Origin of the sequence: Halorarum halophilum, assembly GCF_013401515.1 — an archaeon.
GTDB lineage: Archaea > Halobacteriota > Halobacteria > Halobacteriales > Haloferacaceae > Halorarum > Halorarum halophilum.
This window is the reverse complement of the sequence record NZ_CP058529.1, coordinates 846,812-859,160: the sequence shown is the minus strand read 5'-3', so window position 1 is coordinate 859,160 and position 12,349 is coordinate 846,812. Positions and strand designations below refer to the sequence as shown.

The following is a 12,349-nucleotide window of genomic DNA, read 5'->3' as shown; positions in this document are numbered from 1 at the left end:
ACCATGGCAGACGAATTCGACGTGGAGGTAGTTTCCCGGGACGACCGCTCGGCGCGCCTACTCGTGCGTGGGCTCACGCCCGCGATCGCGAACGGCATCCGACGGAATGTCCTCGCGGAAGTGCCGACGCTCTCCATCGACACCGTCCGGTTCGTGGAGAACACGTCGGTGATGTTCGACGAGATGGTGGCGCTCAGGCTGGGACTCGTCCCCCTGACGACGCCGCTCGACGACTACGAGATCGGTGACACCGTCACCGTCGCGCTCGACGTCGACGGGCCGGCGACCGCGTACTCGGGCGACATCGAGACGTCCGACGAGCGCGTCCAGCCGGCCGACGAGAACATCCCCATCATCGAGCTGAAGGACGGCCAGCGCCTCGAGTTCGAGGCCGACGCCGTCCTCGATACGGGGAAGGACCACGCCAAGCATCAGGCCGGCGTCGGCATCGGCTACCGGCACCTCCAGCGGGTGGAGGTCGTCGGCGAGCGTGGCGAGTTCGACGAGGAGGAGCCCAACATCCTCCGCGGCGTCATCGAGACGGAGGACGGCGAGTACGTCCACACCGACGAGTTCGGCGCCGATCTCACGAACAGGTACCCCGGCAAGGAGCTGGAGGTGACCGACGTCCCCGACGCGTTCGTCTTCCATATCGAGTCGGACGGGTCCATGGGCGTCGACGAACTGATCCTCCGCGCGGTCGAGTCGCTGCAGGACCGCGCGGACGAACTGTCGATCAAGGTCGCAGTCTAAACCGACCATGTCCGCATCCCCCACTCGAACGGCGTTCGCTCCCGCGACGAGCGGCGCGTCCGCGACGCGAACCGCGGCGCCCGCGACAGGTGGGACCGAAAGCCGTTTAACCGGGGATGCGGTACGACGGAGTGCTTGCAGGGATAGCCAAGTCTGGCCAACGGCGCAGCGTTCAGGGCGCTGTCCTGTAGAGGTCCGCAGGTTCAAATCCTGCTCCCTGCACTCCCACTCCGTTTCTCTCATCGGTCCCGCGGGGGGCAACGTCCTCCCCGAGGGGCCACGATACTCCACTACGGAGGTTCACTATGAGTAGTAGCAAGACCAATCCGAGACTTCAGAACCTCATCGCCGAACTGAAGTCGGTCGCGCGTTCGTCCGACGCAGCAGTGTGGCAGGACGTCGCCGACCGGCTCGAAAAGCCGCGGCGCACGCACGCGGAGGTCAACCTCGGCCGCATCGAGCGGTACGCGAACGAGGACGAGACCGTCATCGTGCCGGGCAAGGTGCTCGGCTCCGGCGTGCTCCGCAAGGACGTCACCGTCGCCGCCGTCGACTTCTCCGGAACCGCCGAGACGAAGATCGACCAGGCGGGTCAGGCCGTGACCCTGGAAGAAGCGCTGTCGAACAACCCCGAAGGATCCGACGTACGGGTGATCCGATAATGAGCCTCGCAGAGTTCGATGCCGACGTCGTCGTCGACGCCCGCGACTGCATCATGGGTCGCGTCGCGTCCGAGGTCGCCCAGCGCGCGCTCGACGGCGAGCGCGTCGCCGTGGTGAACGCCGAGCGGGCGGTCATCACCGGCAACGAGGAGGCCACGATGGAGACGTACCGCAAGCGCGCGGAACTCGGCTCCGATCGGGGCCCGTACTACCCGAAGCGGCCCGACCGGATCTTCAAGCGGGCCATCCGCGGGATGCTCCCGTACAAGAAGACGCGCGGCCGCGAGGCGTTCGAGAACGTCCGCGTGTACGTGGGCAACCCCTTCGAGGAGGGTACGGCGACCACGTCGCCGCGCGGCGACGGCGAACCCGTCGAAGCCCAGATCCTCGAGGGTACCTCGCTGGACCGCCTGTCGACTATCAAGTTCACGACGCTCGGGGACGTCTCCGAGAACCTTGGAGCGAACGTAACATGGTAACGAACACATCAGGGAAGAAGAAGACGGCCGTCGCCCGCGCCACCGTGCGCGAGGGCGAGGGCCGCGTCCGAATCGACTCCCAGCCCGTCGAGCTCGCAGAGCCCGAGCAGGCCCGCCTGAAGATGCTGGAGCCGTTCCGCATCGCCGGCGAGGACCTCCGGTCGAAGGTCGACATCGACGTCGTCGTCAACGGCGGCGGCTACTCGGGGCAGGCAGACGCCGCCCGAACCGCCATCGCGCGGGGGCTGGTGCAGCATCTCAACGACGCCGAACTCCGGGATGCGTTCATGGAGTTCGATCGCTCGCTGCTCGTGAACGACTCGCGGCAGTCCGAGCCGAAGAAGTGGGGCGGGCCCGGCGCTCGTGCCCGCTACCAGAAGTCGTACCGCTGAGGTGATCCACCAATGATGATTCCCGTCCGGTGTTTCACGTGCGGCACCGTGATCGGTGAACACTGGGAGGAGTTCAAGGCCCGCGCCCGCGAGGGCGAGGAGGATCCAGCCGAGGTGCTCGACGAACTCGGCATCCACCGGCACTGCTGCCGCCGGATGATGATCTCCCACACCGACCTCGTCGACGTCGTCTCACCGTACCAATGAGCGAGAACGAACAACCCATCCGGTACAACCGGTACGAGAAGGCCCGCATCCTCGGGGCGCGAGCGCTGCAGGTCGCGTACGGCGCCCCCGTGCTGATCGAGAGCGACCAGTCGGAGCCGATCCTCATCGCCGCCGAGGAGTACGACGCGGGCGTCCTGCCGTTCACGGTCAGACGGGAGGGCGCATGACCCGCATCGCCTCGGTGTCGCTCCGGCGCGTCCTCGACTCCCGGGGGAACCCGACCGTCGAGGCGGACGTCCTCACGGAGTCGGGCGGCTTCGGCCGCGCGGCGGCGCCCTCCGGGGCGAGCACGGGCGAGTACGAGGCGATCGAACTCCCGCCGCGGGAGGCCATCGCCGCGGCCCGTCAGCACGCCGTCCCCCGGCTCGTGGACGAGATCCACGCCGGCAACCAGCGCGACGTCGACGCGGCGTTGCGCGGTGCGGACGGCACGAACGACTTCTCCGAGATCGGCGCCAACAGCGCCGTCGCCATCTCGATGGCGGCCGCGAAGGCCGGCGCCGACGTGCTCGGCGCCCCGCTGTTCCAGCACCTCGGGGGGACGTTCCGCGACGCGAACCGGTCGTTCCCCGTCCCGCTGGGCAACGTCGTCGGCGGCGGCGAGCACGCCAAGGAGGCGACCCACATCCAGGAGTTCCTCGCCGCGCCCGTCGGCGCGCCGTCGGTCTCCGAGGCCGTCTTCGCGAACGCCGCCGTCCACGCGACCGTCGGCGACCTGCTCGACGAGCGGGGCGTCCCGGCCGCGAAGGGCGACGAGGGCGCCTGGGCGCCCCCAATCGACGACGCCGAGGCGTTCGAGGTCGTCGAGGAGGCGACCGATCGCGTCGCCGACGAGATCGGCTTCGACGTGCAGTTCGGCCTCGACGTGGCCGCCGCGGAACTGTGGGACGCCGACGCCGGCGTCTACCGGTACGGCGACGTCGAGCGGACGCCCGACGAGCAGATCGACTACATCGCCGACCTCGTCGACGAGTACGACCTCGCGTACGTCGAGGACCCGCTCGACGAGGACGCCTACGACGGCTTCGCCGACCTGACGGACCGGGTCGGCGACCGGACGCTCGTCTGCGGGGACGACCTGTTCGTCACCAACGTCGAGCGGCTGGAGCGCGGCATCAACGTCGGCGCGGCCAACAGCATCCTCATCAAGCCGAACCAGATCGGGACGCTGTCGGACGCGTTCGACGCCGTGGAACTGGCCCACCGGAACGGGCTGGACGCAGTCGTCTCCCACCGCTCGGGCGAGACCGAGGACACGACGATCGCACACCTCGCCGTCGCCACGGACGCCCCGTTCATCAAGACGGGGACCGTGGGCGGCGAGCGAACCGCCAAACTGAACGAACTCATCCGCATCGCGGAGGAAGCCGTATGAGCGAAAGCGAAAACGACACCGAAGAGGCGCCGGCCGAGGAGGAGGTCGACGAGACCGAGGCCCCGGCCGAGGAGGCGCCCGAAACGCAAGAACAGCCGGACGAGGCGGCCGACGCCGAGTCCGAGGAGGGGACCGACGGAGCCGAGGACGAGGCGGCCGAGGAGGCCGGCCCGCGCTTCGACGAGGACGTCATGCCGGACGAGGAGGCCGACCTCCTCATCCCGGTCGAGGACTACCTCTCGGCCGGCGTCCACATCGGTACCCAGCAGAAGACGAAGGACATGGAGCGGTTCATCCACCGCGTCCGCGACGACGGCCTCTACGTGCTCGACGTGAGCCAGACGGACGGCCGCATCCGGACCGCGGCGGACTTCCTCGCCAACTACGACCCCGAGCAGGTGCTCGTCACCTCCTCGCGCCAGTACGGTCGGTTCCCGGCCGAGAAGTTCGCCGACGCCATCGGGGCGCGCGCCCGCACCGGGCGGTTCATCCCGGGGACGCTGACGAACCCCGAGTACGCCGGCTACATCGAGCCGGACGTCGTGGTCGTCACCGACCCCATCGGCGACGCGCAGGCGGTCAAGGAGGCCATCACGGTCGGCATCCCCGTCATCGCCATGTGCGACTCAAACAACCAGGTGAGCAACGTCGACCTCGTCATCCCGACGAACAACAAGGGTCGACGCGCGCTGTCGGTCGTCTACTGGCTGCTCGCCAACGAGACGCTCGACCGCCGCGGCGCGGAGCCGACCTACTCCCTCGAGGACTTCGAGGCCGACCTGTAGTCGGGACTCGACATTCGTTGCTTTCTCCGGGCTTTCACCGTCACCAGCAATCGCACGGCCGCGCCGCTACCTGACCTGGCTGTGCGGTTCCGCTACGAAGTCAACGTCGACGAACGGTGAGTTCCGACTGTACCTATCCAGCGTGTTCGCGGTCCCTGATCACCGCTCGAGTTGCCGCTCGGCGGCCGGCCGGTCCGGCGCGGCCAGTTCGGCGTTCGAGACGGTCTCCCCCTCGCCGAGGCGGACGACGGCGCGCGCGCCGGCGAAGCCGAGCACGCGCTCCCACTCGGCGAGCGTTCCGAGCGCGCCGTCGTCGCCGGCCGAGAACTCGCGGGCGTCGACGACGACGGTGAAGCCGGGATCGCACTGCTCGGCCGCGTGGCGGGCGCGCGCCATCGCGGCGACGACTCCCGACGTGGAGAACGTCCCGGAGAACGTGAGATACAGCCGGTTTCCGTCGGGGTCCCTGTTCACTTCCGGACCGGACCCGGTGGGAGTCGTGGAACTCATGGAAAAGGACACGGCACCAACGAACCATAATCCCACCGCCTCATTATCCGATAAGATAATTGGAACATATAACCACTAGGCGTTCGAACGCTGTCTCGGAGCCCCCCAGTAAGCGTCTGCTATCGAAAGTTTACCCCTCACTGGAGACCGGTTCGTGTTCCCTACTGGCTCCGGAACCAGGGGGTTCGAACGATCGTCGAGCGTGTAGGATCGCCATACGGGTCGCTGCTACCGAATCGTGCCGCAGAATCGGCGATGGTACGCATCGCCGCGCGCCTTCGGACGACGCGCGAACGCCGTTGCACCTCTCCCCGAATCGACGCCCGCGGACGGGTCCCCGGGATCGTCGTCACACGCGTGGTGGCGTCCCCGCGCCACGGTGTCACAGGGTACTGTAGTTAGCTTAAACCTATCGGTGCGGTATCAGGACGGGCGGACGTTTGTCGGCGATTGCCGGCGGGGGAGAGTCGCAACTTCTGTTACCCCTCCCGCGGAGTAGGGGGTATGACCACCTGCAGCGCGCCGGGGAAGGTGTACCTCTTCGGCGAGCACGCGGTCGTGTACGGCGAGCCGGCGGTGCCGTGCGCCATCGAGCGCCGTGCGCGCGTCACCGCCGAACCCCGGGAGGACGGGCGCGTCAGGGTCGAGGCGCCCGACCTCTCGCTGGACGGGTTCACCGTCACCTGGGACGATTCCGCCGACGAGCGCCCGGACCTCGACGTGCCGACGCCGCTCGTCGAGGCCGGGATGGGCTACGTCAACGAGGCCGTCGCCCAGGCGCGCGACGCGGCCGACGCCCCCGAAGTCGGCTTCGACATCACGGTGGAGTCGACCATCCCGCTCGGCGCGGGGCTGGGCTCCTCCGCGGCCGTGACCGTCGCGGGCATCGACGCGGGAACCCGCTCGCTCGGCGTCGAACTCTCGACCGAGGAGATCGCCGACCGCGCCTACCGCGCGGAGTACGAGGTGCAGGACGGCCAGGCGTCACGGGCGGACACGTTCTGCTCCGCGATGGGCGGCGCGGTCCGCGTCGAGGGGGAGGACCGCCGGACCATCGACGCGCCTCCGCTGCCGTTCGTCATCGGTTACGATGGCGGTGCGGGGGACACGGGCGAACTGGTGGCCGGGGTCCGCGCGCTGCGGGAGGAGTACGGCTTCGCAGCCGACACCATTGGCGCCATCGGCGACGTGGTCCGGCGCGGAACGGAGGTGCTTCGGGGGAGCGAGCCGAACGGCGGGGCGGACGAGGAGCTCCTCGCCGAACTCGGCCGCCTGATGGACTTCGATCACGGGCTGCTCGCCGCGCTCGGCGTCTCCTCCCGGTCGCTCGACGCGATGGTGTGGGCCGCACGAGACGCCGACGCGTACGGCGCGAAGCTCACCGGCGCAGGCGGCGGCGGCTGTATCGTCGCCCTCGACGACACGGAGGCGACCGAGACGGCGCTGGACTACACCCCCGGCTGCGAGACTGCGTTCCGGGCGGAACTGGCGACCGAGGGCGTCCGGGTGGAGGGAGCGTGACCACGGTTCTCAAGCTCGGCGGCTCGGTGATCACCGAGAAGGACAGCCCCGAGACGCTCGACGGGCCGGCGCTCGCCGCCCTCGCCGACGCCATCGCCGAGTCGCACTCGGGGGCACGTCGGGCCGCGAACCGGTCCGACGAAGTCGCCGGGGCCGACCTGGCGGAACTCGTCGTCGTCCACGGCGGCGGCTCGTTCGGCCACCACCACGCCGCTACCCACGGCGTCTCCACGATCGACGGGACCCACGACGTCGGTGCGATTACCGACATCCACGGCGCGATGACGACGCTCAACCGGTTCGTCCTCTCGCGCCTCCACGAGCGCGACGTGCCGGCGGTGCCGGTCCACCCGCTCTCGGCGGCCGCGCGGGATACGAACGCGACCCTCTCGATGCCGACCGACCAGGTGGCGACGATGCTCGCCGAGGGGTTCGTGCCGGTGCTCCACGGCGACGGGGTCGTCCACGCCGGCGAGGGCGTGACGGTGCTCTCGGGCGACGAACTCGTCGCGCACCTCGCGCGTGAACTCGATGCCGACCGCGTCGGCGTCTGCTCGACGGTCCCGGGCGTGCTCGACGGGGACGACGAGGTGATCCCCGGAATCGACTCGTTCGACGAGGTCGCGGACCTGCTCGGCGCGAGCGACGCGACGGACGTGAGCGGCGGCATGGCCGGCAAGGTGCGGGAGCTCCTCGACCTCGGCGCGCCGGCCCATGTCTTCGGCCCGGACGCGCTCGCCGAGTTCCTGGACGGCGGCGAACCCGGCACCAGGATCGGCTGACCGCCGCACCTACCCGGCGCCGTTCGGTGTCACCCGAAGGCGCGTCGAAGCCCCGCCCGTAGCGCTCGTCGCTTGACCAGCAGGAACGCGACGAGGACGAGCAGGAAGCCGCGCACGGTGCCCGGTGCCAGCGTCTCCTTCAGCACCAGCCACCCGAACGCGGCGGCGAACGGCGGAATGGCGTACTCGAGCAACCCCGCCTGGATCGGTCCGAGACGGTCGAGCAGGCGGAAGTACAGCAGGAAGCCGCCGGCGCCCGGAACCACCGCGAGGTACACCAGCCACCCCAGACTCCCGGCCGTGGCTGTGGCGTCGCCGACGCCCTGGCCGAGCGCGAGCGCCGCGACGTGGAGCGAGGCGGCGCCGACAAGCGCCATCCACGCCTGCATCGCGAGCGGTCGGAGCGTGGCGTCGTCCTCGCGCGTCGTCACCGCGCCGAGCACCCACGCGACCGCGGAGCCGAACACGAACAGCGCGCCGGCGTTGGCCGCGAGGTTCCGCGGATCAGGCCTCGCGATGACTAGCAGGCCGCCGAAGCCGACCAGGACGCCGAGCACGCCGACCGCGTCCAGACTCTCGTCCGACCGAAGGAGGCGGGTCGTCATCGGCGTGAGCACCGGGATGAGCCCGATGAGCGTCGCGGCGACGGCGCTCGTGACGTACACCTGGCCGCTGAACAGGAGCGCGTGGTGGGCACCGATGCTGAACAGGCCGCCGGTCGCGATGGGTCGGAGGTCGCCCGCGCCGGCCGGCCGAATTCGTCTCCCGCCCGCGAACGCGAGACCGAACAGCAGGACCGCGGCGATGTCGAACCGGAGCGCCGCGAGCAGCACCGGCGGGAAGTCGGCCAGCGCCGCCTTCGTGGCGACGAACGCGGTACCCCACACCGCGGCGAGGGTGAGAAAGCCCGCCGCGTCTCTCGCGCCCCTCACACTTCGAACCGGAGTCCATCGCGGGCGACGCGGACGTCGCCGTCGAACTGGTCGCGGACGCTCGCCAGCATCTCCTCGTGTCTACCCTCCGTGTGGGGGTAGAGGTGCGTCAGATAGACGCGGTCGACCTCGTGGCCGGCCAGCGCCCCGCCGAGTCGACTCGGCGTGGGGTGGTTGTCCACGTCGACCTCGTCGGGGAACGAGCAGTCGTGCGCGAGCACCCGGGCGCCGTCGGCGAACGCCGCCAGCCCCTCGAACGCCTCGGCGTCGCCCGAGAAGACGAAGTCGTCGTCGCCGCCGGGGTCGGAGAACCGGTAGGCGAAACACTGCACCGAGTGGATCGTCTCCCGCGCGGCGACCTCGAACCCCGCGAGCTCGAACTCGGAGTCGGGGTGGACCTCCCGCACCTGGAGGTCGACGCGGCCGTCCAGGTAGTCGTGCACGTCGAGCATGCCGTCGAGGATACCCTTGGTACCCGGCGGGCCGACCACCTCGAGTTGCTCCTCGCCGGCGAGCCAGCGGGCCTTCAGCAGCGCGAGCAGGTCGGAGACGTGGTCGAGGTGGTGGTGGGTCAGGAGGACAGTCGACACGGCCTCGTAGCCGGGGTCGGTCTGGGCGAGTCGGTGGAGGATCCCGGCCCCACAGTCGACCAGCAGCGGCCCGCGGTCGCCGGGTGCGGCCTCCAGCAGGAGGCCGGTCTGGACCCGGTCCGGGACGGGCATCGCCGCGCCGGTGCCGAGGAACGTGACGCGCATGAGGTGGATTCGGACGTCGTGTCGGATAGCGGTGGCGATTAGCGTCAGCAGTGGTCGACGGGAGGTAACCCGGCGCGACGGTCGACCGGTGGTCGAGACGTCGAAACCCCGCGCCGAACTGGTCGGTGGAAGGTCGCCCCCTGGTCGGGTCTGATCACGTCGTCCGTCCGAATTTCACTTCCGCCGCCCGCACAACCCACTTACCCGCTCGCCGCCTCCACACTCCCAATGCGAGGACGGGAACTGCTCGCGGCGACGGGGGTCGAGTACGAGTTCGACCCCGCCGCGGTTCCCATCGAGGACGAGGGGGTCCTGGAACGACTCGAACCGTCCGTCCGGGAGTGGTGGGTCGAACAGTTCGGCGAGTACGTCCCCGGCAACGGCGGCTTCTTCACGCCACCCCAGCGCGAGGCCATCCCGCTCATCGCCGGGGGGACGAACAGCCTCATCTGCTCGCCGACCGGGTCCGGCAAGACGCTCGCGTCGTTCACGGCCATCATCAACGACCTCTACCGCCGCGAACGCGAACTGGACGACGGGCTCGACAACGCCGTCTACTGCCTGTACGTCTCACCGCTGAAGTCGCTCGCGAACGACATCCACCGGAACCTGGAACTCCCCCTGGCGGGCATCTCCGGGAAGCTCGCCGACCGGGGGTACGAGACGGAGATCCGCCACGCCATCCGCCACGGCGACACCGGCGACAGCGAGCGCCAGCGGATGCTGGAGGAGACCCCGCACATCCTCAACACGACGCCCGAGACGCTCGCCATCCTGCTCAACTCCCCCAAGTTCAAGGAGAAGCTTCGGAGCGTCGAGTACGTCGTCGTCGACGAGATCCACAGCCTCGCCGAGAACAAGCGGGGCACCCACCTCGCCGTCTCGCTCGAACGGCTCGAGCGCATGTGCGAGGGCTCGCCCACTCGGATCGGCTGTTCCGCGACGGTGGAGCCGCTCTCGACGATGGCCGAGTTCCTCGTCGGGGGACGGCGGACCGACGGTGGCGAGTGGGAACCGCGCGAGTACGAGATCGTCGACACGCGCTTCGTCCGCGAGTTCGACCTGAAGCTGGAGTGTCCGACCGACGACCTCATCGGCACGCCGCGTACCGTCGTCAACGATCGCTTCTACGACCGCCTCCACGAACTGATCCAGGACCACGAGAACACGCTGGTGTTCACGAACACCCGGTCGGGCGCCGAGCGGGTACTCGGCACCCTGCGGGAGCGGTTCGACGACTACGACGAGGGGAACTCCGGCTGTCACCACGGCTCCATGTCGAAGGAGACCCGCGAGACCATCGAGGGGAAGCTGAAGTCGGGCGACGTCGACGTGGTCACCTCCTCCACGTCGCTGGAACTCGGCATCGACATGCCCCACCTCGACCTCGTCGTCCAGGTCGGCTCGCCGAAGTCGGTCGCCGCCCTCCTCCAGCGCGTCGGCCGAGCGGGCCACCGGCTCGGCCAGACAGTCGAGGGCCGGGTCATCGCGCTCGACCGGGACGAACTGGTCGAGTGCGCGGTGATGCTCGAGAAAGCCGAGGAGGGGTTCGTCGACCGCGTGTTCGTCCCCGAGAACGCCCACGACGTCGCCGCCCAGCAGGTGTACGGCATGGCCATCAACGACGTGTGGCGCGAGGCCGACGTCCGGGAGACGCTCCGCTCGGCCTACCCCTACCGGGGCTTCGACGACGACGACTGGGAGGTGCTGATGCGCTATCTCACGGCCGACTACGAGGGGATGGAGGACCGCAACGTCTACGCCAAGATCTGGCGGGACACGAACGACGCGCCCGACGGCGAGCACCACTACCCCGAGTACGACGTCGGCGAACACCTAGTCGGCAAGCGCGGCCGGCTGGCGCGGGTCATCTACATGACGAACATCGGCACAATCCCCGACTCGTTCACCTGCGACGTGTTCGTCCGCGGGACCGACGAGTGGGTGGGCCAGCTGGACGAGAACTACCTCGACACGCTGGAACCCGGCGACGTCTTCCAGCTGGGCGGGAGCAACTACGAGTACCGGTATCGGCGCGGCTCGAAGGTCCGCGTGGACCGGTCGAGCGCCCGCCCGACCGTCCCGTCGTGGTTCTCCGAGCGCCTGCCGCTGAGCTACGACCTCGGTCGCGAGGTGCTGGCGTTCCAGCGCGACGTCCTGGACCGGCTGGACGACGGCGGCCCGCCCGCGGCCCGCGAGTGGCTCCGGACGTTCCCGCTGGACGAGAACTCCGTGCGGGCGATCACTCGGATGTTCGACGAACAGCTCCGGTACGCGGGCGAGGGCTCCGTCTCGACGCCCGATCAGCTTGCGATCGAGGTGGAACTCGACCGCGAGGAGTACCGTCGACACTACTACGTCCACTCGAACTACGGCAGGGAGTTCAACGACGGTCTCTCGCGGCTCGTCGCGGCCCACTGCGCGCGACGGGCGAACACGAACGTCAAGGTTGCGGTCGCGGACAACGGGTTCACGGTGTCGATGCCGCTGAACCGGAAGGTGGACGTGCCGGGCGTCATCGAGGAACTGGACCCCGACGACGTGCTCGCCGACCTCCGCGCGGCGCTCGACGGGACGGACCTCCTCAAGCGCTACTTCCGTATCAACGCCACGAGGGCGCTGATGATCCTCAAGCGATACAAGGGGTACGAGAAGTCCGCCGCCCAGCAGCAGGTGTCCTCGGAGATGCTCATCTCGTTCGCACAGGAGCGCGAGTCGTTCGCGGTGATGGAGGAGACGTACCGGGAGATCACCGAGGACAAACTGAACCTCCAGGGCGTCCGCGAGGTCGTCGAACGGATCGGGTCGGGCGAGATCGCGGTGACGAGCCGGGAGGTCGACAGCCCGTCGCCGCGGGCGTTCGGCCTGGCGACGCTGATGGCCAGCGACGTCGTGCTCGCCGAGGACGAGTCGGCCGTCCTCCAGGAGTTCCACGAGCGCGTGCTCTCGGAACTCGGCGAGGACGCGAGTAGCGGTGTGCTGGCCGAGAGCGACGACTGACCGTTCTCCGCACTCGAACTGTCCCCGCTGTACGTGTCGCTCCGAGCAGTCACACGGGGTGTCGAGCGGGCCAGGTCCGGCCATGCGAATACAGGCGTCGCGGGCAAGGTCGTCGGGACCGAGGCGAACGTACGATGGATCTGATGGAACCCACCATAGACTGCCACGTCGGAAC

The 12,349-nt window shown here is 69.3% G+C and carries 14 protein-coding genes and 1 tRNA gene; 12 read left to right on the top strand and 3 right to left on the bottom strand.

Features of this window, described 5'->3' with window-relative positions:
• Positions 1–3 precede the first annotated feature (3 nt).
• The 9 genes from HUG10_RS04520 to rpsB all read left to right on the top strand — a co-directional run bounded on the left by HUG10_RS04520 (position 4) and on the right by rpsB (position 4,674).
• A complete protein-coding gene (locus HUG10_RS04520; protein ID WP_179168424.1) occupies positions 4–753 on the top strand; it encodes a DNA-directed RNA polymerase subunit D in 750 nt (249 codons plus the stop codon).
• Between the two features lie 137 nt (positions 754–890).
• Positions 891–975 (top strand) — tRNA-Leu (locus tag HUG10_RS04515).
• Between the two features lie 83 nt (positions 976–1,058).
• Positions 1,059–1,415 (top strand): 50S ribosomal protein L18e, encoded by a 357-nt coding sequence (locus tag HUG10_RS04510; RefSeq protein ID WP_179168423.1) that lies wholly within the window; start codon positions 1,059–1,061, stop codon positions 1,413–1,415.
• Positions 1,415–1,894 (top strand): 50S ribosomal protein L13, encoded by a 480-nt coding sequence (locus tag HUG10_RS04505; RefSeq protein WP_179168422.1) that lies wholly within the window; start codon positions 1,415–1,417, stop codon positions 1,892–1,894. Before HUG10_RS04510 ends, HUG10_RS04505 begins: the two co-directional genes overlap by 1 nt.
• A complete protein-coding gene (locus tag HUG10_RS04500) occupies positions 1,888–2,286 on the top strand; it encodes a 30S ribosomal protein S9 (RefSeq protein ID WP_179168421.1) in 399 nt (132 codons plus the stop codon). Before HUG10_RS04505 ends, HUG10_RS04500 begins: the two co-directional genes overlap by 7 nt.
• Positions 2,287–2,298: 12 nt before the next feature.
• Positions 2,299–2,493, top strand: coding sequence for a DNA-directed RNA polymerase subunit N (locus HUG10_RS04495; protein ID WP_179168420.1), 195 nt, complete (start codon positions 2,299–2,301; stop codon positions 2,491–2,493).
• The gene (locus tag HUG10_RS04490) at positions 2,490–2,681 is read left to right on the top strand and encodes a DNA-directed RNA polymerase subunit K (RefSeq protein WP_179168419.1); all 192 of its coding nucleotides are present in this window, start codon (positions 2,490–2,492) and stop codon (positions 2,679–2,681) included. The genes HUG10_RS04495 and HUG10_RS04490 overlap by 4 nt, the downstream gene beginning before the upstream one ends.
• Entirely contained in the window at positions 2,678–3,889 is a 1,212-nt protein-coding gene (eno, locus tag HUG10_RS04485; RefSeq protein ID WP_179168418.1) for a phosphopyruvate hydratase, read from the top strand. Before HUG10_RS04490 ends, eno begins: the two co-directional genes overlap by 4 nt.
• Positions 3,886–4,674, top strand: coding sequence for a 30S ribosomal protein S2 (rpsB, locus tag HUG10_RS04480; RefSeq protein ID WP_179168417.1), 789 nt, complete (start codon positions 3,886–3,888; stop codon positions 4,672–4,674). Before eno ends, rpsB begins: the two co-directional genes overlap by 4 nt.
• Before the next feature lie 159 nt (positions 4,675–4,833).
• Here rpsB and HUG10_RS04475 read toward each other — a convergent pair whose 3' ends face one another.
• Positions 4,834–5,184 carry a hypothetical protein gene (locus HUG10_RS04475; RefSeq protein ID WP_179168416.1) on the bottom strand — a complete coding sequence of 117 codons (351 nt, stop codon included), beginning with the start codon at positions 5,182–5,184 and terminating at the stop codon, positions 4,834–4,836.
• A 504-nt stretch (positions 5,185–5,688) separates the two neighbouring features.
• Between HUG10_RS04475 and mvk the strand changes: the two genes are divergently transcribed.
• Together mvk and HUG10_RS04465 are read left to right on the top strand one after the other, a co-directional pair.
• Positions 5,689–6,705, top strand: a complete 1,017-nt coding sequence (gene mvk, locus HUG10_RS04470; protein WP_179168415.1) for a mevalonate kinase — start codon at positions 5,689–5,691, stop codon at positions 6,703–6,705.
• Positions 6,702–7,487, top strand: a complete 786-nt coding sequence (locus tag HUG10_RS04465) for an isopentenyl phosphate kinase (protein ID WP_179168414.1) — start codon at positions 6,702–6,704, stop codon at positions 7,485–7,487. Before mvk ends, HUG10_RS04465 begins: the two co-directional genes overlap by 4 nt.
• A 29-nt stretch (positions 7,488–7,516) precedes the next feature.
• Here the strand turns inward: HUG10_RS04465 and HUG10_RS04460 are convergent, their stop codons facing one another.
• A complete protein-coding gene (locus HUG10_RS04460) occupies positions 7,517–8,419 on the bottom strand; it encodes a DMT family transporter (protein ID WP_179168413.1) in 903 nt (300 codons plus the stop codon).
• A complete protein-coding gene (locus HUG10_RS04455) occupies positions 8,416–9,174 on the bottom strand; it encodes an MBL fold metallo-hydrolase (RefSeq protein ID WP_179168412.1) in 759 nt (252 codons plus the stop codon). The genes HUG10_RS04460 and HUG10_RS04455 overlap by 4 nt, the downstream gene beginning before the upstream one ends.
• A gap of 228 nt (positions 9,175–9,402) precedes the next feature.
• Here HUG10_RS04455 and HUG10_RS04450 point away from each other — a divergent pair, with 228 nt between their 5' ends.
• Positions 9,403–12,174 (top strand): ATP-dependent helicase, encoded by a 2,772-nt coding sequence (locus HUG10_RS04450; RefSeq protein WP_179168411.1) that lies wholly within the window; start codon positions 9,403–9,405, stop codon positions 12,172–12,174.
• Positions 12,175–12,349 lie beyond the last annotated feature (175 nt).